At 57.9% G+C, this 25,440-nt stretch carries 21 protein-coding genes and 1 pseudogene; 8 read left to right on the forward strand and 14 right to left on the reverse strand.

The annotated features are described in order from the left end of the window. The 6 genes and pseudogenes from ACESMB_RS10655 to ACESMB_RS10680 all read right to left on the reverse strand — a co-directional run. Positions 1-399, reverse strand: a pseudogene (locus ACESMB_RS10655) (energy transducer TonB); the annotation flags it as partial. After that, complete coding sequence (locus ACESMB_RS10660; protein WP_372926341.1) at positions 399-809, reverse strand: ExbD/TolR family protein; 411 nt, start codon at positions 807-809, stop codon at positions 399-401. The pseudogene ACESMB_RS10655 and the gene ACESMB_RS10660, both read right to left, overlap by 1 nt. Next, entirely contained in the window at positions 806-1,207 is a 402-nt protein-coding gene (locus tag ACESMB_RS10665; protein WP_372926340.1) for an ExbD/TolR family protein, read from the reverse strand. The genes ACESMB_RS10660 and ACESMB_RS10665 overlap by 4 nt, the downstream gene beginning before the upstream one ends. Continuing rightward, positions 1,194-1,991: a MotA/TolQ/ExbB proton channel family protein gene (locus tag ACESMB_RS10670; protein WP_372971514.1), complete on the reverse strand. Its 798-nt coding sequence runs from the start codon at positions 1,989-1,991 to the stop codon at positions 1,194-1,196. The genes ACESMB_RS10665 and ACESMB_RS10670 overlap by 14 nt, the downstream gene beginning before the upstream one ends. A gap of 161 nt (positions 1,992-2,152) precedes the next feature. Continuing rightward, a complete protein-coding gene (locus tag ACESMB_RS10675) occupies positions 2,153-2,917 on the reverse strand; it encodes a TSUP family transporter (protein ID WP_372926338.1) in 765 nt (254 codons plus the stop codon). Between the two features lie 15 nt (positions 2,918-2,932). After that, on the reverse strand, positions 2,933-4,009 hold the full coding sequence (locus tag ACESMB_RS10680) for a hypothetical protein (protein WP_372971515.1): 1,077 nt from the start codon (positions 4,007-4,009) through the stop codon (positions 2,933-2,935). 94 nt (positions 4,010-4,103) lie between these two features. On the opposite strand from ACESMB_RS10680, the gene ACESMB_RS10685 reads away from it, so the two are divergent. Beyond that, positions 4,104-5,591 carry an amidase gene (locus tag ACESMB_RS10685; protein ID WP_372926336.1) on the forward strand — a complete coding sequence of 496 codons (1,488 nt, stop codon included), beginning with the start codon at positions 4,104-4,106 and terminating at the stop codon, positions 5,589-5,591. A 149-nt stretch (positions 5,592-5,740) separates the two neighbouring features. Further along, complete coding sequence (locus ACESMB_RS10690; RefSeq protein ID WP_372926335.1) at positions 5,741-6,373, forward strand: hypothetical protein; 633 nt, start codon at positions 5,741-5,743, stop codon at positions 6,371-6,373. Here ACESMB_RS10690 and ACESMB_RS10695 read toward each other — a convergent pair whose 3' ends face one another. Then, positions 6,374-7,762, reverse strand: coding sequence for an HDOD domain-containing protein (locus ACESMB_RS10695; protein ID WP_372971516.1), 1,389 nt, complete (start codon positions 7,760-7,762; stop codon positions 6,374-6,376). It lies immediately after the preceding gene. 226 nt (positions 7,763-7,988) lie between these two features. Between ACESMB_RS10695 and ACESMB_RS10700 the strand changes: the two genes are divergently transcribed. From ACESMB_RS10700 to ACESMB_RS10710, 3 genes are all read left to right on the forward strand, one after another. Then, positions 7,989-8,996 carry a methionine ABC transporter ATP-binding protein gene (locus ACESMB_RS10700; RefSeq protein ID WP_372926333.1) on the forward strand — a complete coding sequence of 336 codons (1,008 nt, stop codon included), beginning with the start codon at positions 7,989-7,991 and terminating at the stop codon, positions 8,994-8,996. Beyond that, positions 8,996-9,673 (forward strand): methionine ABC transporter permease, encoded by a 678-nt coding sequence (locus ACESMB_RS10705; protein ID WP_372926332.1) that lies wholly within the window; start codon positions 8,996-8,998, stop codon positions 9,671-9,673. Before ACESMB_RS10700 ends, ACESMB_RS10705 begins: the two co-directional genes overlap by 1 nt. 188 nt (positions 9,674-9,861) lie before the next feature. Beyond that, positions 9,862-10,644 (forward strand): MetQ/NlpA family ABC transporter substrate-binding protein, encoded by a 783-nt coding sequence (locus tag ACESMB_RS10710; RefSeq protein ID WP_372926331.1) that lies wholly within the window; start codon positions 9,862-9,864, stop codon positions 10,642-10,644. A 67-nt stretch (positions 10,645-10,711) separates the two neighbouring features. Here the strand turns inward: ACESMB_RS10710 and ACESMB_RS10715 are convergent, their stop codons facing one another. After that, positions 10,712-11,365, reverse strand: coding sequence for a peroxiredoxin (locus ACESMB_RS10715; protein WP_372926330.1), 654 nt, complete (start codon positions 11,363-11,365; stop codon positions 10,712-10,714). 137 nt (positions 11,366-11,502) lie between these two features. Next, on the reverse strand, positions 11,503-12,861 hold the full coding sequence (locus ACESMB_RS10720; RefSeq protein ID WP_372971517.1) for an alanine/glycine:cation symporter family protein: 1,359 nt from the start codon (positions 12,859-12,861) through the stop codon (positions 11,503-11,505). 225 nt (positions 12,862-13,086) lie between these two features. On the opposite strand from ACESMB_RS10720, the gene ACESMB_RS10725 reads away from it, so the two are divergent. The 3 genes from ACESMB_RS10725 to fghA all read left to right on the forward strand — a co-directional run bounded on the left by ACESMB_RS10725 (position 13,087) and on the right by fghA (position 15,423). Then, a complete protein-coding gene (locus tag ACESMB_RS10725) occupies positions 13,087-13,998 on the forward strand; it encodes an alpha/beta fold hydrolase (RefSeq protein ID WP_372926328.1) in 912 nt (303 codons plus the stop codon). 120 nt (positions 13,999-14,118) lie between these two features. Next, positions 14,119-14,538 carry a CBS domain-containing protein gene (locus tag ACESMB_RS10730; RefSeq protein WP_372971518.1) on the forward strand — a complete coding sequence of 140 codons (420 nt, stop codon included), beginning with the start codon at positions 14,119-14,121 and terminating at the stop codon, positions 14,536-14,538. A gap of 39 nt (positions 14,539-14,577) precedes the next feature. Next, positions 14,578-15,423: an S-formylglutathione hydrolase gene (gene fghA / locus ACESMB_RS10735; protein ID WP_372926342.1), complete on the forward strand. Its 846-nt coding sequence runs from the start codon at positions 14,578-14,580 to the stop codon at positions 15,421-15,423. Here the strand turns inward: fghA and ACESMB_RS10740 are convergent. The 5 genes from ACESMB_RS10740 to ACESMB_RS10760 form a co-directional block, all read right to left on the reverse strand. Then, positions 15,374-16,555, reverse strand: a complete 1,182-nt coding sequence (locus tag ACESMB_RS10740) for an HD-GYP domain-containing protein (RefSeq protein WP_372926326.1) — start codon at positions 16,553-16,555, stop codon at positions 15,374-15,376. The genes fghA and ACESMB_RS10740 overlap by 50 nt on opposite strands. Before the next feature lie 95 nt (positions 16,556-16,650). Then, the gene (locus ACESMB_RS10745) at positions 16,651-19,524 is read right to left on the reverse strand and encodes an EAL domain-containing protein (RefSeq protein ID WP_372971519.1); all 2,874 of its coding nucleotides are present in this window, start codon (positions 19,522-19,524) and stop codon (positions 16,651-16,653) included. Further along, a complete protein-coding gene (locus tag ACESMB_RS10750; RefSeq protein ID WP_372971520.1) occupies positions 19,511-19,987 on the reverse strand; it encodes a response regulator in 477 nt (158 codons plus the stop codon). Before ACESMB_RS10750 ends, ACESMB_RS10745 begins: the two co-directional genes overlap by 14 nt. Then, complete coding sequence (locus ACESMB_RS10755; RefSeq protein ID WP_372971521.1) at positions 19,980-23,624, reverse strand: PAS domain S-box protein; 3,645 nt, start codon at positions 23,622-23,624, stop codon at positions 19,980-19,982. The genes ACESMB_RS10750 and ACESMB_RS10755 overlap by 8 nt, the downstream gene beginning before the upstream one ends. Further along, the coding region (locus ACESMB_RS10760) for a GspE/PulE family protein (RefSeq protein ID WP_372971522.1) at positions 23,621-25,440 on the reverse strand (1,820 nt) is incomplete at its 5' end. The genes ACESMB_RS10755 and ACESMB_RS10760, both read right to left, overlap by 4 nt.

A 25,440-nucleotide genomic window follows, 5' to 3' on the forward strand; every position in this document is an offset into this window, starting at 1 on the left:
TGAACTGTTCTCGCTTTCGGTTGTATTGGCCTCGGCAACCTGCTCGACTACTTCAGGCTCAGGCTCAGGCTCAGGCTCAGGCTCAGGCTCAGGCTCAGGCTCAGGCTCAGGCTCAGGCTCAGGCTCAGGCTCAGGCTCCGGTTCTGGCTCGGGTTCCGGTTCGGGCTCAGGTTCCGGCTCCGGTTTTTGCTCCTGAGCCTCTGGTTCCGTTTTTTCGGGTTCCGTGGGTTTCCTTGCACCTGCCAGTGATATCCGGACTGCCGGCGCTGAGTTGACAGCTGACTCGCCCAGCGGTTTCAGTTCGGGCACCCGGTCCGGCGCCGCGATTACCAGGGCTGTGGCGGTAATGATAACGGCAATGCTCAGTAAGAGTATTCGAACAGTTCTGCTGGCACCCATCAGCTGGCAGGCTCCGTCAGCAGCATGACTTCCCCGTAGCCGATGTCCTCAAGCACCTGAAGCAAGGCTTCCAGGTCATCCATGGCGGTTTCCTGCCCGGCGGCAATTTTAAGGGGAGATTCGTTATCCGGAGCCGGTAACGCGTCCGGAAGGCCCTCCGCACTGAAGGGCTGTCCATCGACCCGCCACTCCCCGTCGGCAGTTACAACCAGATCTGCATGGGGTTGCTCGTTGCCCGCCTGATCCGTGGTGCCGGGAAGGTCCGGTAGTGGCGTATCGGAAAGCTGACCCGCCACGATGAAAAACATCAGCAACAGGAACACCAGGTTGATGAGCGGCAGCAAGGCATCTTCCAACCGCTCCATAAGGGACTTACCGGATGTCACCGGTGGTGGTACAAGATCGCTCATGGTTGCTCCGCGGGCGATGATGAGCGTTTCCAGTGGGTGGTAATGCCGCTGTCCGAAAACTGGCTGTAGGCGGTGGTAAAATCTGTCAGGCGTGTGGCTGATGCGGTTACCAGGTTGATTTCCCCAATGCCACTGGCCTTCAGTTCGCCCACGAGCGCCTCGATATCGTACGTTTCTCCCTGCCAGGTTGCCTGGCCGTCTCGCTCAACCGTTACTTCCGGCACGGGTTCGCCAGTGACCGGGCTGGTATCGCCGGTGCTGTTGCTCAGTTCCATGAAACTGACGGGCAGCAAGCGACTGGTGAGCATGAAGAACACGAGCAGGATAAAAACAACATCGATCAGCGGAGTAATACGGATGGGAACCGGCCGTGCCGGTCTGGGTTCAACCAGTTGCATTGGCCAGCCGGCCCTGCTGTCCGGTGACGGAATACTCCGCGAAACGACGGTCTGTATCGGAATCATCCGCTGTGGCCGCGACGCTTTCCGGAGCATCCTGGCTGTCGGCCGTTGCTATCGGCACCGCCATTACCGAAACCAGGGCGCCATTGATGGTTTTCTGGATTCGTCTGAGACGGAATTCAATCCAGGCGGCAAGGGCGGCGAACGGGATGGCAATAACCAGGCCCGCGGCGGTTGTGGTGAGGGCCTCGTATATGCCTCCGCTCAGCTGGGAAGCGTTGGCCCGCCCTTCGGTGGCGGCCATGGCGCTGAAGGCCTCCATCATACCCATTACTGTGCCCAGCAGGCCCAGTAGCGGCGCCAGTGCGGCGATCACCTCAATGATCTTGAGTGGCGCCTCGAACGGCTCCAGGGCGGTATGGGCATCTCTGGCGACGAATTCCCGTATCTGTTGTGGATCAGAGCCTTGCAGGCGGGAGTGCATGGTGTTGGTTATCAGATGATGCAGCGGATTCAGACGGCTATAACGGCTGGTCGTCTGTTGCAGCTGATCCGGCACCTCCCTGACCGGCTTCTGTTGCCAAACCTTAATGCCGTTTTTAAGTTTCGTGGTGAATCTGGGCGCAAAAAAAGCGCCATACAACATGAGGTAAACAAAGGTGACGATGCCCGCTACTGCAATGGCCAGCAAAACCATCATTACCGGGCCGCCCATCGCCATCAGCTGACTGACCGGGCCGGTACTTATTCCTGTGGCGTCGGCGAGCAGTGATTCTGACATCTGAGAACCTCAATTAATAAAATAGATCTAAATAATAACGATTATCATTGAATTTGCAAGCATGGTAACGCCCCAGGAAAAGGCCGGTGGCCGTAATCAGGTGTTAACGGTCCCCCTACCTCCACAGGAGAGTCTGGCCTGATCACAGGTCGAAGCCGGCGTTACCACCAGCCCGCAGAGCCTCCGGCCTGCCATAGCAGCCGCAAGGCCAGCAGCGTCAGCAGAATGTTGAAGATGCGGGCGAAGTGCCGGTTACTCATGGACCTGAGTACATGAAGCCCCAGCCAGGTGCCTGCGAAACCGAAAGCAATCATTGCCAGGATGAACAGCACCCATTCCCGGAACATGAAACCGGCAAGCCCGAAAACCAGTGCTTTTGGAGCATGCTGGAGCGTCATGGCTGTGGCAAAGGTGGCCACGGTGGCAAAGCGGTCGCTGTGCATCTGCTTGATGAAGGAAGCGACCAGCGGGCCGGTTGCGCCCACGAACAGGGACACGAAGCTGGTAAGGCCCGAGGCCAGAAATATCCCGGTACTGCCAAATACGCCCCGGGGCAGAGCCGGCCCCCAACAGAGGTAAAGCACAAACACGCCAATGGTCAGTTGCCAGAGATAGGTTGGCAGATCGACCAGCACCCAGGCACCCAGGGCTGCGCCCACCAGCACGCCGGGTGCGAAAGCGGCGATGGCTTTCCAGTCGGTGTGGCGCCAGGTGAGGCTTGCCCGTCCGGCGTTGGAACCAAGCTGGATCATGCCGTGCACGGGGATGATCGCCGCTGGCGGAATCCAGAACGCCATCAGCACCAGTAACAGAACGCCACCACCAGCTCCGAGGCTGGCGGTGATCATTGAGGTTATGACGGAAGACAGTAACAGAATGGCCGCGGTAGTGGCGGTCAGGCCTTCGGGTATCAGGGTCAGTTCCAACAGGTGCTCCCGTTGCTATTGGCAGAAAGCCGTGTCGCCAAGGCGTGCTGTTCTGCACAGCGCCTGCGTGGCCAGTTGAACGTCCGCCACATAATACAGCGAAGCCAGGCCGAAGCGATCTCGTCCCAGGTTGTGAAACACCATTCCGAAAGCGATATCGCCGGCGCTGAAATTCTCGTGCTGCCCGGCAAAATAGGCAGCGGGTTTCGACAGGGTTTCATCGTTCAGCAGTGCTCTTACCCGGCCCGCACCGCCGTGGTAGGCCTGTACCAGCAGCAGGGTAAACAGCTGGTCACGTTTGTCTTCGGGCAGATGCCCGAAACGCTGATTGAACGGCTCTTCCAGGTTGCGGGCATTCTGGCTCATCAACCTCAGGGCACAGTCGATCTGGGCCAGTCTGTGCCAGTGGTTGGCGGGTTTGATCTGACAATCATTGAGTGCCGAAGGCGACAGCTGCAGGATACCTTTTGCATCGGCGGCAGAATGAGCCCGTTGCTGGCCGCTGCTTTCAATCAGTACCTGACCGGCGAGGTATTTGGGCAGAGTGGCCGGCAAGCTGTTTCGTTGCTGTTGCAGGCGTGTGTCATAGACATACATCAGTGCATCGTGGAGGGGTTCGGGTTTCTCCTGGCTGGCAAATGCAAGGTCATCCCAGGCACCCCAGATAAGCTCGGTGGGAAGGGTGCCGAGATAGCGGGCCACGGCTTCGTCCAGATTGACGTGGGGCTGGTTGCAGGCCAGGGCAAAAGGATAGCCGGTTGTTCCCGCGCCGCCCTCTGCCCAGCTATCCGCACGGCCGCTGGCGGCGAGACGGCGCCGGGTGTCGTTCAGGCGCTCCTGGGTCACTTCGCGACGGTTCCCATCCTCAATATAGCCAAGGAACTGACCACGCATGTCAAACAGAATATGCCGGTTCGTATCAGAGCAATATCCGGACTCTTTCAATACCCAGTGGCGGATGGTAGTCATGTTTTCGTAGACCCCCTGGCTTACCCAGTAGGGTGAGCTGCGGACGATACTCGTCCAGTTCTCCGCCGGCTCGGGAGGTTGTTCGCTGGCGCACAGATTTGGAGCGATAATGAATGTAACCATGAAAGCGACAGCTGTGAAACGACGCCTGGGACTCTTGTTCATAAGCGATAGTTCCCTCAATCTCCAGAATTCAGAATAACAAACGGAATCGATCATGAAGCAATCCGAATACCTCCGGTACGATGCGGTAGCGCTTGCCGACCTGATTCGCCGCAAGGAAGTGTCAGCCCGGGAAGTCTGTGAGGCTGCCATTGAGCGCGCGGCAGCTGTGAACGGCAAGCTCAACGCCATCTGCTACCCACAGTTCTCTGAAGCGCTGGGCCAGGCTTATCAACCTGATGGTACATTTTCCGGCGTTCCCATGCTGCTAAAAGATCTGTCCCAGGAACAACAGGGTCACCCCTGCACATTTGGCAGCCACGGCCTGAAAAACAACGTCGCGCCAAAGGATTCGGAATATGTTCGGCGTGCCCGTTCCGGTGGTCTGGTGTTTCTTGGCCGTACCGCTACTCCGGAGTTCGGGTTGAAGGCGGTCACCGAGTCAAAACTCTGGGGGGCATCGCGCAATCCCTGGAACACCGACCTCACGCCCGGTGGGTCAAGCGGTGGCTCCGGGGCGGCGGTGGCTGCAGGGGTCGTACCCATGGCAGGTGCCAATGATGGTGGCGGATCCATACGTATTCCGGCGGCCTATAACGGTTTGTTCGGGCTCAAGCCCTCCCGTGGCCGGATTTCCTCCGGTCCATTCACAGGAGAGGCCTGGACCGGTGCCTCAACCGACCATGTGGTGACGCGTACCGTGCGCGACAGTGCGGCCATGCTCGACGTGCTGTCGGGTCCCGCTGTCGGGGACCCGTTTATAATCGCACCCCCGACAGCCCCCTATGCAGAATTGATGCAGCAGGCGCCCCGCCGCCTGAGGATCGGTGTGTTTACGTCCTCGCCGTATGATACCGACGTGGCAAGAGAGTGCGTGGATGCTGTTGAGGACACCGCCCGGGTGCTTGAGGCGCTGGGGCACCGGGTGGAATACGCCCGTCCGGAGTTTGACGGCATGGCGCTGGCCCGTTGTTATCTGGGCATCTATTTCGGTGAAGTATCGACACTGATGGACAGGGCAAAGGCCGAGTTCGGTGCCCGGGATGAAGACTTTGAGCTGGATACCCGGCTGCTTGCCATGCTCGGCAGAACCATGCCACTGCCGGATTATGTTCGTCGGCGCCAGCAGTGGAACGACTTTGCCCGTGCGCTCGGAGCATTCTTTCAGGGCTACGACATGTACTTGTGCCCCACGGCTGGACAACTGCCGGCCAGAATTGGTGAGCTGGATACTCCTGGTCACCTTCAGGTGGCAGCACGCCTGATGCTGATGCTCAAGGCTGGTAAACTGGTGCATCGCAGCGGGCAGGTCGACCAGATGGCTCTGGAGAGTCTGGCCCGCACGCCCTTTACCCAACTGGCGAATCTGACCGGAACACCGGCCATGTCAGTGCCCATGCACTGGACAGCCTCCGGCCTGCCAGTCGGGGTTCAGTTCGGAGCGCCTCATGGTCACGAAGGCACGCTGCTGCAACTTGCGGCACAACTGGAAGAAGCCAGTCCCTGGTTTGGTCGTTACGAGGGGCTGGAGGCGATGGCCTGAGGCTACGCTTTGAAACAATAAATGACGTATTGTGATCCGCGATCACCGCATCCACGTTTATCTTTGAGGCAGTAACAGGCTATGCTGTGAGTCAGGGAGAACCCTTTCTCCCTGAACGACCCTGATGGCATCGAGGAGGCGAGCGTATTATGAACCAACCGATGGCAATCGACGAACTGGTGTCTGTAGCACAGGCCGAGGCCATGGGGGAACTTGATGCCCCGATGATGGCCATCGTTCTGTCCAGTGAACAAAGCTACGACTTGCCCATTAACTCTCTTGAAACCGATGCCGACAAGGCCCGCTGGGGACTGATCCTCCGCGCCGCCCGAGAGCATGTGGAAGCCGACGCGGTGGCCGTGCTCTATCCGGCGTGGACCACCATCCGCAACAAAAAGCCGGCGAAAGCTGATGCAGGGTCAGAGCACGCCAGCGCTGTAGAAGATACCGATGATGAACCGGTGCGGGGTGAAGACCCGGCCGAGCCCATTGACACGCTGTTTGTGCAACTGCATACCCGCGACCGGATTTACTGGCGCGGCTTTGAGCAGATCCGTGATCCCAAGCACCAGAGGATCATCGGCTTCCGCCGGATCAAGGCGCTGTCTACCGAGTACGGCCGCGACGAGGCGCCTTCGGTTACGTCATGGCTCAACACCCTGTTTGAGCCACTGCCGGACGAAGGTCAGGAAACCGAAGTGGATATGGAGCTGGCAGATCTGCTGGAAGAGCCTGAAGTCAGTGCGGCGTTGTATCCGCGACAGCTTCGGGCCCTGCACTGATCAGCTACTGGACAGCAGCGTAATGCACAGCTGGGCATTCTGGACGAAATGACCGAACGCTGATAGCTGATCGTCCGACGGCACGTAGTCGGCTGCTGCATTGTCTGCGTAAAATATGCCTATAATCCGGCCTTTTGCTTTCAGGGGGCCGACTAGCGCCGGGACATTGCCAAGCCATCGATCATAGGTGACGGCCTTCGTCCCTGGTTCGGGCTGGTACACATGACAGCTGGCATGGGGCAACAGTGTGCCCAGGGGACCTGTGCCATCCTTTCGTATGGTGAAGTTTTCTTTCCAGCTTTCAGTACCTTTTCCCCCCATTTTGCGGGGAATGAGCTGCAACCCGCTGCGGTCGCTCATCAGTAACACAACCCGTTGCATTCCCACAGCCCGGTGTATGCCCTCGATGACCAGCTGACAGATTTCGTTGATATCCGGCTTGTCGGTCAGGCTGTGTGTCAGGTCTCTCAGAATCTGGAGTTGCAGAACCGGGTCTACCTCGGGAGCATGCGCTGCCTCCTCGCCACTGTCCGATTGGCTGCCGGGCATCAGCGCGGTGACCTGGGGTATGCCCAGCGATACCGCCACCCGGGCGGCCTCACCGGCATTGAGCTTGAGCTGATCCCGGACGGCAGCCGGGTTTTCACCGATGTCGGCGCCCAGCGCCTCCACCATCGATTCCATTTCCTTGCCGTGCCATCCGTTCTCGGACAGCTTCGCCATCTCAACGGAATGGCGTACCAGGCTGGCCGCTTTTGAATTGGCCTGGCCCGGAGCGACCACTTCCCTGATGAAAGGGCCCAGGGACCAGGCCTCAACCAGGCCCCGGGTGATCTCGGTAAACGTAGTGTGCAATACGGCCTTCTGAGCCTCCACTGGCGGCTCCCCGTTATGGAGTTTCGCTTCCAGTTCACTGGCCTGGTCGGTTTCACAAGACCAGAAGGCCAGTTCGCCGATATTCATCAGCAACGCACCGATGAAAACCTCCTCCAGCGCGTGCTCGTTGCGCCTTGGCAGCAGGCACCGGGCCTGAACGGCAGCGTGAATGGCCCGGGCCAGGCAGCGGAGCAGATGGGGGCGGTCGTTGCGTTTGAGCAGGGAGTCCACAATCAACGAAGAGATGGCCATGGATTTAACGGCATCAAAACCGATCAGGGTAATGGCACGGCTCACGGTGCTTACCTGGGTGCGGGTCTGGTTGTAGAACACCGTGTTGGAAAGCCGCAGGACCTGGGAGGTGAGCTGGGCGTCATTGAGGATGACATTGGCCAGTTCATTGACGGTGCTGTTACTGCTGTCGGTAAGTTCATCAATTCTGCGGAGCGTGTTGGCCAATACCGGCAATTCAACCTTGCTCAGATAGGTCACCCATGCCTGGGTAGAGTTCATCCTTGAGGGCGGAGTCTCGGTTTTTATCGTCAAAATATCGTGCGCCTCGGAAAGGAGGATTAAAAGGTATCTTTGAAGGGTGAGTTTAGTTCAGTAATGGGGCCCATGTCAGGTGGTGGATGGTGTAAGGGGATATACCAAGGCCGCCGATTCGGGTTTGCTGGCGGATTGGTTTATAATCGCGCGCTCTAACGCTGCACCCAAAAGGCGCTGACAAGGCTAAGCTGTGATTGTATTTGACCAGGTAGAAAAGTCTTACCAGGTAGGCGGGCGGGCGATCCCCGCGTTGCACGCCACCAGTATGACCATCGAAACCGGCGAGGTGTTCGGTATCGTTGGCCATTCCGGCGCGGGTAAATCCACCCTCGTGCGCCTGATCAACCTGTTGGAACCTCCGACAGGCGGCCGCATCCTCATCGACGACGAAAACATCACCGCCTACAGCGCCAGTGAACTGCGCGCATTTCGCCGCAAGGTGGGCATGATTTTCCAGCATTTCAATCTGCTGTCGTCGAAAACCGTGGCCGACAACATAGCCTTTCCCATGAAGTTGGCCGGCATCTATTCCCGCACGGAAATCCGTGACCGGGTGGACGAACTGTTGAAACGGGTCAGCCTGGCGGACCAGGCCAACAAGTACCCGTCACAGCTTTCCGGAGGCCAGAAGCAGCGCGTGGGTATTGCCCGCGCTCTCGCATGCCGGCCCACCATTTTGCTGTGTGACGAAGCGACCAGTGCCCTGGACCCGCAAACCACCCAGTCTGTGCTAAAGCTGCTAGCAGACATCAACCGCGAACTGGGCCTGACCATTGTCCTGATCACACACGAGATGGACGTAGTACGCCGTGTCTGCGACCGGGTAGCGGTAATGGATGCCGGCGAAGTCGTGGAAATGGGTGCCGTCAGCGACGTCTTCCTGCACCCGAAACATCCGACGACACGGGATTTCGTCTTCGAGAGTGAAAACATCGACCGCGAAGAGATGCAGCAGGACCTGGAGCAGGCACCGGGACGAATCCTGCGCCTGACCTTCCGTGGGCAGTCCACCTACACGCCCTTGTTGGGAAGCGTCGCGCGGGAATCCGGCGTGGATTTCAGTATCCTGTCGGGCCGCATTGATCACATCAAGGACACTCCCTACGGCCAGTTGACCCTGTCACTGGTAGGCGGCGACCTCGATACCGCCATGCAGGCCCTGAAAGCCGCCGATGTCCACGTGGAGGTGCTGCGCTGATGGAAACCCTGATGGAGAGTTTGCTCACTAACGTGGACTGGACCGAAATAGGCTGGGCCAGCTGGGACACTCTGGTGATGGTGGGCATGTCCCTGCTGTTCAGCGTCCTGATCGGCCTGCCGCTTGGGGTATTGCTGTTCCTGTTCGGCAAACGGCAGCTGCTTGAGCAACCACTAGCCTATGCAGTGCTGTCGTTTGTGGTAAACGTGCTACGCTCGGTGCCCTTTATCATCCTGCTGATCGTGATGATCCCGTTCACCGTCATGCTGATCGGCACCTCACTGGGCGTGGCCGGAGCAATTCCGCCCCTTGTCGCCGGTGGTGCGCCATTCTTTGCCCGCCTGGTGGAGACCTCCCTGCGGGAGGTAGACCGGGGCATTATCGAAGCCACTCAGGCGATGGGCGCCACGGTTAAACAGATCGTATTTGGAGCTTTGCTGCCAGAGGCACTGCCGGGCATCATTGCCGGTATTACCGTAACGGCGATTACGCTGGTTTCTTACGCTGCGATGTCTGGCGTCGTGGGCGGTGGTGGCCTGGGCGACCTGGCCATCCGTTTCGGCTACCAACGGTTCCAGACCGATGTAATGGTGATCACCGTCGCGTTACTGGTTATTTTCGTACAGTTGTTGCAAATGGCTGGCGATCGGCTTGTCTTATATTTCAGCCGCAGATAGGCCAGCCTGGATGCAGGCCCATGGCGGGCAAGCCCTTCCGAAAAACGCCCGTAAATACGTCCTTGTAGGGCTCGGTCGCGCCATCCCTGGCGCTCCACGTTTTCGGAAGGGCTTGCCCGCCACGGGCCCGGAATTTTTGCTGGCTTCCGAGTTCTGAATGATTATTTAAACAACAGGAGAACATGCTTATGAACTTCAAGAAGACCCTGGTAGCTCTGGCTGCGGCCGCAACGTTTTCTGGCGCAGTGTCCGCTGAAGAACTGTCAGTAGCCGCCACCCCGGTACCCCACGCTGAAATCCTGGAATTCGTAAAGCCGAAACTGGCAGAACAGGATGTCGAGCTGGACGTGAAAGTATTCACCGATTATGTGCAGCCGAACGTACAAGTGGATCAGAAGCGGATGGATGCCAACTTCTTCCAGCACCAGCCGTACCTGGATGAGTTCAATGATGGCAAAGGCACCAACCTGGTCAGCGTTACTGGCGTTCACGTAGAACCCTTCGGCGCCTATTCCAGCAAAATCGACTCGCTGGAAGAGCTTGAAGATGGCGCAACCGTTGCCATCCCCAACGACCCGACCAACGGCGGCCGCGCCCTGTTGCTGCTGCAGGAAGCCGGACTGATCACCCTGAAGGATGACAGCAAGATCACCGCCACACCCCGCGATATTGCCGATAACCCCAAGAACCTGGAGTTCAAGGAACTTGAAGCCGCAACCCTGCCGCGCATCCTGAACCAGGTGGATCTGGCGTTGATCAACACCAACTACGCACTGGAAGCGGGCCTGAATCCGACGGATGACGCGCTGGTGATTGAAGGCGCAGAGTCACCCTACGTGAACATTCTGGTGGTCCACGAAGATCGTGCTGATGAAGAGGCAATCCGCAAGCTTGCCGATGCCCTGACGTCTGAAGACGTGAAAAAGTTCATCGAAGAGAACTACGAAGGAGCCGTGGTTCCGGCATTCTGAATGGGGCTGTAAACAGAAAAGCCGGGCGTGCCCGGCTTTTCTGTTTCTGCAGATCAAGGATTCTTGATCAGTTACCGCTCCAGTTGGAGCGCGGATCCGGCGTCATCCGCAGATAGGATTTCACCGCCTTGTAGCCTTTCGGGAAGCGTTCCTTGATCTCGTCTTCGTCCTGAAGTGACGGCACGATGACTACATCGTCGCCGGCTTCCCAATTGCCCGGGGTGGCCACCTTGTGCTCGTCAGTCATCTGCAACGAATCGATTACCCGCAATACTTCGTTGAAGTTACGACCGGTGCTGGCCGGGTAGGTGATCGTCAGGCGAACTTTCTTGTTCGGGTCGATCAAGAACAGTGAGCGAACTGTGAGGCTGCTGTCAGCCTCGGGGTGAATCATGTCATACAATTCGGATACCTTGCGGTCCTTATCGGCAATGATCGGGAAGTTCACCGAGCAACCCTGGGTCTCGTTGATATCCTTGATCCATTCTTTGTGAGAATCCACCGGATCAACGCTCAGGGCGATGGCCTTGACGTTACGCTTGGCGAATTCGTCCTTCAGTTTCGCAGTCAGCCCCAGTTCGGTGGTGCAGACAGGGGTAAAGTCTGCCGGGTGCGAAAACAGGATGCCCCAGTTGTCTCCCAGCCACTCGTGGAAACGAATGACGCCTTCACTGGAATCCTGTTCAAAATCAGGTGCGGTATCTCCAAGACGTAAACTCATGGTATGTCCTCCTTTGGTGTTACCAGATTCCGGCCCGATAGAACGCCGGCAAAAAATAATTTCATGCAACACACTATGGTGACGAAGGGAGGAAAAACCAAGGGCAGGTATTCCGCCCCTTCGCCACCTGCCAGCTATCAGCTCGTGCCGACGGAGCGTTCTTTTTCGAAATGCTCCCGCGTCAGCTTGAACACAACGGGGCTCAGTAACAGCAGGGCCACCAGGTTCGGTAGTGCCATCATGGCGTTGAGGGTGTCGGCAATCAGCCAGATCAGGCCCAGATTAATGGTGGCGCCCACCGGGATCGCCAGAATCCAGATAACCCGGTAAGGCACGATGGCTTTCACACCGAACAGGAATTCGATACATCGCTCGCCATAGAAGGACCAGCCGATAATAGTGGTAAAGGCAAAGATTGCCAGGGAAATGGCGACAACGTAATTGCCGAATCCTGGCAGCCCGGTCTCAAACGCCAGCGAGGTCAGAGCGGCGCCGGTTTCGCCGGACGTCCAGGCGCCAGAGCTGATGATGACAAGGCCAGTGATACTGCACACGATAATGGTGTCAATAAAGGTGCCCAGCATCGCAACCATACCCTGATTGATCGGGCTCTTGGTCTGCGCAGCCGCATGGGCGATGGGTGCTGAGCCCAGGCCGGCCTCGTTGGAGAAAATGCCCCTGGCCACACCGAAGCGGATGGCAGCCCATACGGCAGCGCCTGCAAAGCCTCCCTCGGCAGCCACCGGGCTGAAGGCATGGGTGAATACCATGGCAATGGCACTTGGCAGCTGGTTGGCATTAATGGCCAGTACCACCAGGCCCACCAGTACATAGGCGATGGCCATAAAGGGTACCAGGGCACTCGCCACCTGGCCGATGCGTTTAATACCGCCGATCAATACCAGGCCCACCAGTACCATCAGTATGAGCCCCGTTGCCCAGTGCGGGAGCTGGAAGTTGGACTCCAGAACATCCGCGACGGAGTTGGCCTGCACGGTGTTCCCTATGCCAAAAGCCGCCACAGCGGCGAATACGGCAAACAACACGCCCAGCCAGGCCCACTTTTTACCCAACCCGTTGCGGATGTAGTACATGGGGCCACCCACATGGGCGCCGCGCTCATCCACTTCACGGAAACGCACTGCCAGCACCGCTTCGGAGTACTTAGTGGCCATACCCACCAGCGCTGTCAGCCACATCCAGAACAGCGCGCCGGGCCCGCCCAGGAAAACCGCGGTTGCAACACCGGCGATATTACCGGTGCCAACCGTTGCTGACAGTGCGGTCATCAGGGCCTGAAAGGGCGGTATCTCACCTTCGGATTCGGCACCGGTACGGCCCTTCCACATCAGTCGGAAACCGGCCCGCAGTTTCAATACCGGCATCAGCTTAAGACCAATGCTGAGAAACAGCCCGACACCAAGAATCATCACCAGCATGGGTGGGCCCCATACCAGTCCGTTAATACTGCTTACAAAAGACTCAAAGGCTTCCATGGGAATCTCCCTTTTTTGCCATGGTTTGAAGACGCCCGCTGCGAGAATAAACCGACTGTTTCCGCGCCGCGTAAGCGTATAACCCGTTGAGTCTAGACGTTTATTCTCAGCTGTAAATATCAGCGACCAAGAATTCGCGATTCTGAGGCCCTGTCGTGCCTAAAAGCTATTGGATCCGGCGGCGGTCAGGTTAAGCTGTAGCCTGGTTTATCAGGAGTCTCATTCATGCCCGAAAGCTTTCATATTCAGGCTGACAACCTTTCCTTTTGCGTGGAAACCCGCGGTAATCCTGATGGCGAGCCGGTCATTTTTGTCATGGGCCTCGGGGCGCAGATGACACTCTGGCCAGAGGCCTTGCTGGACGAGTACGTCAGCGAAGGTTATCGGGTTATTCGGTTTGATAACCGGGATATCGGCCTGTCTTCCCATCTCAAAGATCGGCTGGAAGGGCACCCGGTTGCAGTCATGGCAAGGCATCGTATGGGATTGCCAATCCCGGCGCCCTATACCCTTCACAACATGGCTGACGACGTATGCGAGGTAATGGACGCCCTGGCCCTTGGCAGTGCCCATCTGGTCGGTGTGTCCATGGGAGGTATGATCAGCCAGTTGGTGGCAGCCAACCATCCCGAGCGCGTGCGCTCAGCGACTCTGATCATGACATCCACCAACAGCCCGCGTTTACCCATGCCCAGGTCGCAGCTTATCTGGCGCCTGGCGGGCATCGGTGCGAAAGGGCATGATGAGGCATCGGTAGTGGCCCGCTCTCTGGACTTCTGGAAAGCCATCCAGAGCCCGGGGTTCCCGCCGCGTGAACAGGAAGTGCGGGACCGGATCGTGAGGGATTACCGGCGCAGTTATCATCCGGCGGGAATCCTGAGGCAGACCCGCGCCATTCTTGCCACGGGCAGTCTGTCATCGGCGACACGCCGTATCCGGGTGCCGGTATCGGTAATCCACGGCAGGGATGATCCACTGGTGCGGCCAGTAGCGGCAGAACAGCTGGCCTACCTGATGCCCCATGCCCGAATTGAAATGATCGCGGGAATGGGACATGACCTTCCCGAACCCCTGTTACCACAATTTGCCGCCATTGGTTTTGAAACAATGGCGCAATGGCCGCGCCAGGCTCAATGACTGTTTTTCGGTGCAGGAAATGAGATGGCAGTTGCAGGGTTTATACTTCCAGTTTTCGCCCTGATTGCCTATGGTTATAGGGGAAAGTGTCCGCAATATTGCTGGTCAGGGAGCCTGCCAATGGAATCGTTGAAAGTAGCTGATGTCATGTGGAATCACATTGAGCCCATCCGCTGTGGTACGCCATTAACCAAAGTGGTTAAAACGCTGCTCCACAACCATGTTACGGGCTTGCCGGTGGTGGATGACCACCGCGGGGTAATCGGGTTTATCTCCGAACAGGACTGTATCCATGCCCTGCTGGTCAGTAACTACCATCGCGAGGGCGATCCCACGGTGGATGATGTGATGTTCCGCAACCCGATTTCCATTTCTGCTGAAATGGCCGTGGTGGATCTGGCCCAGAACCTGGGCGCCGGAAAACCGAAGGTTTATCCGGTGGTTGACCACGGCCGCCTGATCGGCATTGTCACCCGCACCGCCATTCTTGCGGCGCTGGCCAAAGCCGGTTATGGCATAGATGTTCCAAAATACGCGTAGTCCGCGGACTGCGAAATGTCCATAGACTCAGAGGTGAACATGGAACTGCTCTCCACCAATGTCTGTTTTGACGGTGAACACCGTCGCTACCGGCACCATTCGGCGGCACTGGACTGCGATATGGAGTTTGCGGTTTACCTGCCCCCTGCCGCCGTGGGCGCCAACCCGCGCCCGGTACCGGCACTGTACTGGTTGTCCGGTCTTACCTGCACCGACCAGAATTTCATGCAGAAGGCGGGTGCCCAGAAGAAGGCCGCCCGGCTTGGCATGGCCATCGTGTGCCCGGATACCAGTCCCAGGGGCCTGGACCTGCCCGGTGAGCATGACAGTTACGATTTCGGCAGTGGTGCCGGGTTTTACGTAAATGCCACTCGTCAGCCCTGGGCGCCCCACTACCGGATGTACGATTATGTGGTCAAGGAACTGCCGCAACTGGTGGAAGGCCAGTTACCGGTGACGGAAGAGCGCGGTATCAGTGGCCATTCCATGGGCGGACACGGGGCCCTGATTGCTGCACTGAAGAACCCGGGGCGCTACAAATCGGTGTCCGCGTTCGCCCCCATTGCCAATCCCAGCGAATCCCCCTGGGGCCAGAAAGCGTTCAGCGGCTATCTGGGTGATGATCCGGCGGCCTGGGAGGAGTGGGATGCCACCCTGCTGATCCCTTCTGCCAGAGAGCGGTTACCGCTTCTGGTGGACCAGGGCACTGCAGACGAGTTTCTGGACAGCCAGCTGAATCCCGATGCGCTGGCAGAGGCCTGTGAAAAGGTGCACCACCATATAAGTCTGCGGATGCATCGGGGATACGACCACAGCTATTTCTTCATCGCCTCGTTCATTGATGATCACCTGGACCATCATGCTGAAGCTCTCGGTCTGAAATAGCGGCGTTTTCCTGGCGAAACCCCCAGAGCAACCCGAAGTCCATGGAAGGCATTACTTCGGGCTGCTCCACATCCCTGATGTTGAATTCCAGCAGGCTGCAGTCACGGTCAACGGAACTGCTGTAGCGATTCCCCCGCGGACCGATGATTGCTTTGGCGAATGGCCCCCGATGCCGGTGAGGGCGCCTTATCACAACGGCGACCTCGTTGTTGGCGAGCCTTACCAGTGTTCCCGGCGGGTAATCGGTAAGCACAGAGAGCAGGGAGCGGGGAATCGCGGGCCGAAACTTGCCGTTGGCCAGCGAAGTGATCAGTTTGCGGGCCTCCTCAACGTTCATCCGGTCACGGTAGGCGCGGCGGGTAATCATCGCGATATAGCGTTCCGCCAGTGCGAGAATTTCCGCCTCTCCCCGGATATCGGTGCCACTGAGTCCTTGGGGGTAGCCTGAGCCGTCTGCCTGTTCGTGATGCTGGGCGATGATTTTCAGCAATAGCGGGCTGGTGATGTTGGCGTCTTTCAGCGCCTGGATGCTCCGCTCAGGGTGTTTGCGGATAACCGCGCGCTGGTCGTCTGTCAGCACCCGGTTCGAAGCATTGAGCTTGTCGGCCACCGGCACCAGTGCCAGGTTGGCTGTCAGCGCCGCACTGATCAGTACGGCAGTGCGCTTGGCATCAAGCCCGAACCGGCGTGCGGTAAACTGGCAGAGCACGGCATAGAACAGAATCTGCTCATGGATGGTGGGTTCAATGGAATACAGGTGCACCAGTGCCAGGCTGGCTTCCGGGGCCTCCTGGCACATCTGGTCAATGATCCGTGACAGGCTCAGCACCCGCTTCAGTGCACTCTCATCCCGTTCGCCAATGGCATTGATGGTCGATTCCAGTGTCTGCAGCAACGCCGGGTATTCTGAAAACGGATTGCGAACGCGGAGATCCTCGTTCTCTTCTTCCTGGGGGCGTTCTATCTTGCGCGGTTTGAACCGGCCGCGCTCGAATAGTTGTTCCAGTTGGGTATCGTTGTGTATTACATAGCCCTGGCGTAACAGCACATTGCCGTCGGCATCGTAGACCGTCCAGGGTAAAGGCTTGCCAATGGTCAATGCGCCGGGTGCGATACGGACAAGATTCGGCACTCTGTCGCTTCCTAACTTATTGTCATAATCCCCAAGTCTAACTCCGAATCCGTGTTCAACTCCAGAGGGTGTTGATCATTCCTCTGCGGGCGGGATCAACTGACGGTGGCCCGGTGATAGAGAAACGCCTGCTGGATATGCTCGCGAATCTGCTGGTCGTCCCATGGCTTCGTCAGGAACTTGTAGATGGCGCCCTCATTGATGGCGTCGGTGACTGACTTGAGGTCGGTATACCCTGATAGCACGATGCGGACCGTGTCCGGATGGATGGCTTTTACCTCGCTCAAAAAGTCAGTGCCGGACATCTCCGGCATGCGTTGGTCCGAGACAATCACCTGCACCTGGTGCGATGCCAGCAGGCTGAATGCCTCTTTTACGCTTGTGGTGGACAGTATGCGATAACCATCGCGCCGCAGAACCCGGGTCAGTGCCCGCAATATATTTTCCTCATCATCCAGCAACAACAGAGTGCGTTCATGCTCATTGCTGTCATCGGAATCGGATCCTGACGTATTTCCCGACGCCTGAGCATTCAGAAACGCCAGCAGCTCATCGAATGGCATAGGCCGGGCAAAAGCGAAGCCCTGCAGGAGGTCGCAATGATTCTTGCGCAGATACGTGGCGTGTGCTTCGGTTTCTACGCCTTCTGCGACCACCTCCAGGCCAAGGTGGTGGGCCATTGAAATGACCCCTTGCGTGATCGCGGCATCACTCCTGTTTTCGATGACATCCTTGATGAACGAACGGTCGATCTTGATCTTGTTGGCGGGTAGCAGCTTGATGTAACTGAGGCTGGAAAATCCGGTTCCAAAATCGTCAATGGCAATGTGCACCCCGAGTTCGCGAATGGCGTGGAGGGTGTCGATCACCAGGTCCGTATCCAGAAGTATGGCGGATTCGACGACCTCCAGTTCCAGACATTCCGGCGGAAGGCCGGAAACCCTGAGCGCATCGACGACGGTGTTGGTAAAGCCTTCCTTGCGTAGCTGGATTGGTGAAACGTTAACCGAGATCGAACAATGCCGGAATCCTCGGGAATGGAGCTGCACCATATCGCGACAGGCTTTTCTCAGAACCCATTCGCCCAGCGCGACGATCTGCCCGGTATCTTCCGCCAGGGGAATAAAGTCACCCGGCGAGATCAGCCCCCGGGTCGGGTGTTGCCAGCGAACCAATGCCTCGATGTTGCGGGTCTGTCCGGTACGGGCATCAATCAGCGGCTGGTAGTAGACGGAAAGCTGTTCCTGGTCGATGGCATCCTGCAGCTCATTGCGCAGCGCAACCCGGTAGCTGGCTTCCTCGTTGAATTCCTGAGAGTACCATTGATAGGTGTTGCGGCCCTGCTGCTTGGCGCGGTACATGGCCAGGTCGGCCTGTTGCAGCAGTGCCATGGGCTTTTCAATGTTGCCATCGGTAAAGGATATGCCGACACTGGCAGTGAGATGAACGGTTTCGTCATCCAGGTGATAGGGCCTGGCAATTTCATGAATGGCGGTTTCCACGATGATAATGGCATCCTCGGCCTGGGCCAGGTCCGGCAGCAATATGATGAACTCGTCACCGCTGATCCGGGCAACGGTGTCGCCGGAACGGACCAGTGCATTCAGGCGCCTGCCCACTTCGATCAGCAGCTGGTCGCCAAGGCGATGGCCGAGGGAGTCGTTGATCAGCTTGAAACCGTCCAGATCGATGAATAACAGCGCGATGGTCCGGCCGTAGCGCCGGGATAACTGGCAGGCCTGGCTCAGCCGGTCTTCCAGAAGGGTGCGGTTTGGCAGCCCGGTGAGCACATCATGGCTGATATTGAATGCAAGCTCGTGCTCTGCTGATTTACGATCGGAGATGTCGTTCTGAACACCGATGTAATGGGTGATCTCTCCCTGCTCATCCCGCATTGGCGAGATGTACAGGTCATTCCAGAAGGGCGTACCGTCCTTGCGGTAGTTTCTCAGCACTGTGGAGATGTCGGTACCTTTTTTCAGCCCCCGCCTTATTTCCGATAGCCCCTGTTCATTACTCAGGTCAAAGTTACCACCCTGCAGAAAACGGCAGTTTTTGCCGAGAACTTCCTCCGAACTGTAACCTGTCATTCGTTCAAACGCCCTGTTGACGTAGATCACCGGCAGATCCTCCTGCCGGGCATCGGTGATGACGATACCGTTGGAGCTCGACTCGATACTGCGCTTGAAAAGCCGTAGCTGCTGGCTGTTCTCCACCTGGGAGGTCACATCTGTAATCATCTGGACCTCCAGCGGGCGGTGGTTGATGGTCATGCTGGTACTGACCACCTCCACAATCATTTCCTCGCCGTCGCGGCGCTGGTGCCTCTTGAGAACCCCTCCGTCCCTTAGCAGAATGCCTTCTGATGAGAGCCTGGGCAGCGCGCAATCAGCAGCCCGGAGCTCGTTCAGGGTCAGAGCCTGTACGTCTTCGTTGCTGTACCCGTAGAGTGCCCGGGCAGCCTCATTCATGGAAACCAGCGCCTGGGAATCCGGGTCCACTAGGTACATGGGCGCAGGATTGCTCTCGAACAGCAGGCGGTAATGACTCTCGCTGGTCGCCAGGCTTTCCGTTGCCATGGCCCGGTCGATGGCGTAACGGATGCTGCGGATGAGGGTATGGCCATCAAGGCTTCCCTTGACCAGATAATCTGCGGCTCCCAGCTCCACCGCGCGAGCATCCAGTTCATCGTCTCCCTGGCCTGTCAGCAGAATGAAGGGTGTGGAGATGGATTGTGCGCGGGCTTCCTGAATGAGGTCGATACCGGAATCCGGGCCCAGGCGGAAATCGACCAATGCGATCGAGTAATCGCCTGTCTCAAGCGCGGTAACGCCCTCACTGTAGGAGTCCACCCAGTCCAGCCTGGTGTCCACGGGGCTGCTGTCCTGCAGCAGGTCGCGGGTGATCAGGTAATCATCCTCATCATCTTCAATCAGCAGGATTCGCAGCAGGAGATCAATCTCGGTCATAACGTTCCGGTCTTCGTGGCAGGGTCACCGTCGCTGTCCAGTAGCTCGTCAGCGACGAAACAACGTCCAGAAGTCCTGAGTAGCTTGATGGTTTGACTATGTAGGCGTTGGCACCTGCGCCGTAGCAGTAGCGAACGTCATCCTCGTTGTCCGAGGTAGTCATGACGATTGTCGGGATTGCCCGCAGCCTGACGTCCGACTTGATTTCCAGCAATGCCTGCCGGCCGTCTTTGAGTGGCATGTTGAGGTCGAGCAGAATAAGGTCGGGGCGTGAAGATGCCCTGCTGAGGCCATCCCGTAGCTGCTCCTCGCCGTGCAGGATACGCATAAGCTGCATGCCATCGTGAGCAAAGCACGTTCGACATTCGATACAGCGTTCCGCAAACGCTTCCTGCATCATGAGCCGGTCGTCCGGGTCATCCTCGGCAATCAGAATGATCGGTGGTGGTATCGGATCAGTCACTGACGTTTCCTTTCATTTGCTTACTGTTACTGGTTGGAAAGTGAATGCGGAAAGTCGTTCCATGGTCGACTTCGCTCTCAACGGTTACGGTGGCGTTGTGCCGGTCCAGTATTTTCTTGACGATGGCCAGGCCGATCCCGGATCCCGGGAAGGGCTGTTTGTGAAGCCGCTGGAATGGCTGGAAGAGCTTTTCAGCGTAGCGGCTGTCAAATCCCACGCCGTTGTCACTGATAACCAGTGTCCAGTGATCTTCTGAGTTGTATTCGGGGTAGATCCACACCTCCGGCTTCTCGCCCGGCTCGTGAAACTTCACGGCGTTGCTCAGCAGATTCTGCAAGACCTGGCGAATCTGGGTGGCGTCACCGGTAATGCCCGGCAGTGGTCTGGCATTGATAACCGCATTCTCCCGGGCAATCGACGTTTCCATATCCTGCAGTACCTCGGCCAGAACGCGGTTGGTGTCGCAGACGGTTAATGGCTTTGCGCGGGTTGTCACCCGGGAATAGGTGAGCAGATCCTGGATCAGCGACTGCATGCGTCTGGCGGCAGACTGCATCCGCTGCAGGTAATCCTGCTCCTGCTGGTCAAAGTTGTCGGAGCGGGTCAGTAGCCGGTCCGAGAAAGCCTGAATTTTGCGCAGGGGCTCCTGGAGGTCATGGGAGGCGACAAAGGCGAAGTCCTGAAGCTCGCGGTTGCTGCGCTCCAGTTCCCCCATGGTTTCTTGCAGCTTCTGTTGTGCCTGTTTACGCTCGTTGATGCTGCGATAGTAAACGGCCAGCCCTTCATCTGAAGGGTAGGCGCTGACTTCGAACCAATCATCCAGAGGCGCGTAATGGGCCTCGAATGATACCGATTCACCGGTCTCCATGGCATGTCGGTATTGCCGACCAATCTCGCTATCCTCTGCTGCCGGGAACATCTCCCAGAGGGTGCTGCCAAGAAGCGAATCACGGCTCTCCTTCAGCAGTTCCTCCGAGCGCTGGTTGACATAGGTGAATCGCCAGTCCCGATCGAGAGTATAAAAGGCGTCAGTGATACTCTCGAAGATGATGGCCTGGCGTTCAGCAAATCGCCGGATCTGCTCCATGGCCTGGTGTGAGGCGGTGATGTCCTGCAGACCGCCCTGTATCTGCACGATCCGGCCATCCTCATCCTTTACCGCCTGTCCGATTGCCCGCACCCACCGTAAACGGCCCAGCCGGGTGCGGATCTGCATTTCTTCATCGAAGGGGATGCCCGTCTGCATGCACATGTTCATGGCATGGGTAATGGTTTCCCTGCCCTCGGGAGTATAGAACTTCAGCGACTCTTCAAGGGCCGGCACTGCACCAACCGGCATCTCGAAGATATCGAACATGGCATGTGACCAGCGGGTCTCGCCCGTGTCTACATCCACCACCCAGCCGCCGATATGGGCTGCCCTCTCGGCAATCTTCAGTAGTCGCTCACTTTCCCGCAGTTTTTCCTGGGTGTCGCGGATTTCCGTGGTATCGCGGGCCGCCACATAGATCAGGTCGTCTGAGCTTAGAGTGGCACTGAGCTCCAGCCAGTGCTCTGAGTGATTCCGGTTGATGACCCGCACCTGCAGATCTCTGATGGTTTTCCCGTCTATCAGTAAGGCAACAGCTTCCTCGACTCTGGCCCGATCCTCTTTGTGGACCAGCTGCATGTAGGAGGCGCCCAGTAGTTCTTCGCGCTCGTAGCCAAGCACATCCACAAAAGCGTTATTGAGTTCGAAAAAGTGGCTGTTCAGGTCAACGATGCAGAACATGTCCGGGGATAACGAGAAGAACTGCTCCCGCTCCCGCATCAGGGTTTCGGCCACCAGCTGATCGGTCATGTCACGTCCCACGCAAAACAGGGCCTGGTCTTCATCTGACCATTCCGCCGTCCACGACATGGTTACAATGTGGCCGTCCCGATGACGCAGATGGTTGCGGACTCCATCGCTGACCCGGCGTTCACCAGCCATGAGTTTGCGCAATTCCTCTGCGGTGGCTTCCCGGTCCAGGTCCGGAATCAGGACATTGTAGGGTTCACCGATAAGCTGGTCCGGCCGGTAGCCCAGGATATCTTCTGCGGCGGGGTTGATGGAGATGAACCGGCCCCGGGAATCGATCGAGCACAGAATGTCTCGGGAAAACTCCATGATGCGCTCATTGGCATGCCGCAGGGAGCGCTCGCGGGACAGATGGGCGTTCACTGTGCTGTTGAGCCTGCGGAGACTGCGGGAACGGCGTTCCGATTCCTGCCAGAACAGGTGGCTGAGCATCATCAGGAAGCTGAGTATCAGCCCGCTGAACAGCACCAGGGGTGGCAGGAACAGCACGTTGGCTGGCAGTGCCCCTGCCCGCGTGTAGACTTCAATGCGCCACTGGCTGTCGTGATGCGCTTCGGTATTGCGTGTTGCCAGAGGAATTCGTTCGCCCCGGGATGGTTCGGGAGAAAGGTCGAAAACCAGGGTGCTGCTGTAATAGACCCTCAGGCTCAGATTCCCGTCGTAATGCTGGAACAGGCTGCCATAGGCCTGTTCCAGATCGATGATGGCGAGGATAATCCAGGTTTGCCCGACCACTGCCTCTGATGGAGACGCAATCAGGGCGTACATTCGCCCCGTCTCATCCGGTTCCGGTGGGCTCAGGTGGGGAATCCCTGTGCGGATCACATGTTCCAGCCAGCTTTGGTTTTCCGGTGTGTTCAGAAAACTCTCCAGCCACTGCTGATATTGCCCGGCACGGGAATGAACGCTGACTGGCTCTCTGTTCGGGTTCAGAATGCCCACCAGACGGATTTCCGGGAAATCGTTCAGGTAACTCTGAACCTCCCGTGTCCATTCGGTTTCCTCAGGCACGCCTGTCAGTAACTGCTGGCGGTCTGCGAGTCTGCGAATGAGTGCCAGGTCATCATTGAAGGCAGTGGCGCTGGAGGCTTGTAGCTGATCGGCCAGAACTTCGGCCCTTTCCTGCAGGCTGTTGCTGTTCTGCACCCGCATGGCGTGCCAGGTGACCGTCGTCAGCGCTATGCCGAATACTCCGACTAGTATCAGGGCCGGTGAATAATCCGGCACATCACGGCGGAGAATGGTGTGGGTGAAAGGTAAAACCAGGCCGACCAGAATAGCCAGTGGGCTGACAATAATGGTTGACTGCTGAACAGTGCCAAGACCGGAACCAGCCAATGGCGTATGCCAGTACGAAAGCAGTGACAGGAGTCCAAGGGCAACAACAATCGGGCCGGTTATCAGCCCTGCCAGCCACCGTCTGTTCAGATGAATGGCCCCGAGGAGAGTCAGTTCCGTGAGCAGGACTATCAGCAGTAGCGGCAGGCTGATGGCGAGTATCGCCAGTGATTCTGCGCCCGGAATATGGGGAAGGGCAGCCTGAGCCAGTGCAGTGACAGTGGTCAGGCCTGCCAGTGCGGTGGTTGCCCGGGTTCTGCGAAACACCAGTGCAGAGAGTGATGCGCCAATCAGCACGGACACCAGGCCACCGCCCGGAGATAGCGAAATCCGCCCATTGGCACTGCCGCTCAGGGAGAAATAATCGAAAAAAATCACCAGCCCGATGGCAATAAGGGCAATGGCGAGGTTCAGCACCAGGCAGAATCGCACGATGACTGGATTGCGGTGTTCGATCATTCGTTCAGCAACTGTGGCCCCAGCAACCTCAGGATTTCGTCAGCAGTGGTCAGTCCGCTGCGGAGTTTTTCCAGTGCATCGTCGAGCAGTACCCGCATACCCTGTTCCCGGGCAATGGATTCAATCTGCATGGCGCTGGCGCCCTCAGTGATGGCAATCCGCAGTTGCGGATTCATGGTAAGCACCTCGTGGATGGCTACCCGGCCCTTGTAGCCCTTATGACACTTGTCACAGCCCTTGCCCCGGTAAAAAATCAGTTCTGGCACCATGAATTCGGGCCCGAGTTGTTCCAGCGTTTCCCTGGGGGCGTCGGTCTGCTCGCAGCAATGAGGGCAGATGCGGCGAACCAGGCGCTGGGCGATGATGGCTTCCAGGGTTGAAGCCAGCACGAATGGCTTCAGGCCGAGGTCCAGCAGGCGAGCCACGGTGGCGGCGGCGGAACTGGTGTGTAGGGTGGAGTACACCAGGTGGCCGGTCATGGCGGCATGGAAGGCGACATCGGCGGTCTCCTCGTCGCGAATTTCTCCCAGCAGGATCACGTCCGGGTCCTGGCGCAGTATCGCCCTCAGTACGCTGGCGAAGCTAAGGCCGATGCGATCCTTGACCGGTACCTGGCCCGCCATGTCCACGTGGAACTCCACCGGGTCCTCGATGGTGACGTAATTGCGTTCCGGTGTGGCATTGTGTTGCAGCAGGGCGTACAAGGTGGTGGTCTTGCCGCTGCCGGTGGGGCCGGTGGCCAGAATAATGCCCTGGGGTTTGGCCACCACGTGCAGCAGACGCTTAAGGTTATGATCCGACAGGCCCATGTCTTCCAGGGACTGGGCCGAGGACTGGCGCTCCAGAACCCGCATAACCACTTTCTCGCCGTTGATGGTGGGCAGGGTTGAAATCCGCAGGTCGACGATTTTCATCGGCGTTTTGACGGTAATGCGCCCGTCCTGGGGTTTGCGGCGTTCGGTAATGTCCAGCTCCGCCATCACCTTGATGCGTGACACCACCGACATCAGCAGGTTGGTGGGGATGTGGATCTTGTCCTGCAGCACGCCGTCAATGCGGTAGCGCACCACCAGTGACTTGGTGCGGGGGTGAACGTGGATATCGCTGGCTCCCAGGCGCAGGGCTTCCAGAATGATGGCATTGACCAGGCGTATGGCCGGTGGCTCCTCGGAGCTTCCCAGCAGCTGTTCCAGGGATTCCTTGTCGCTCTCTTCATCCAGAACGATTTCAATGCCCTCATAGGGGTCATCGGTGCCTACCTTGGTGGCAATATCGTCCAGCTCGCTGGTTTCGCCGAAAATTTCCGTCAGCTTGGTCTGCATCTGGGTGGTTTCGCACAGCAGCGGATGGATGGTGTACCCCGTCATGAACCCAAGTTCATCGATCAGGTTTACGTCCATCGGATCCACCATGGCCAGGCGAAGTCGCTGGCCCTGTACCCGCAGTGGCAATACCAGCTGGCGGGTGCAGATTTTCTGGGGCACCAGCGACATCAATGCCGGATCAGGCTGAAATTCGCGCAGATCGATTTCCTCGAACAGCATGTCGTCCCGCAGCATTTCAAAGACCTTGCGGAAATCGACCCACTCGTGTTTCAGCAACTGACGGACCACCGGAGTTTTGTGGCTCTGCATTTCCCGGTGCAACTGCTGGATCTGCTGGGGGTTCAGCCAGCCTTTCTTGTGCAGCAGGATGGCAAGCTGGCTGCGGTTGGTCGCCGTCAGTTTGCTGATGGTTTCCAGGTCCTTGTGCTGTTTTTTGGTCTGTTGTTCCAGTGACCGTGTGCGCTGGATGAGCTCGTACTGTTCCAGTGCCA

Origin of the sequence: Marinobacter sp. (assembly GCF_041686475.1) — a bacterium.
In the GTDB taxonomy this organism is placed as follows: domain Bacteria; phylum Pseudomonadota; class Gammaproteobacteria; order Pseudomonadales; family Oleiphilaceae; genus Marinobacter.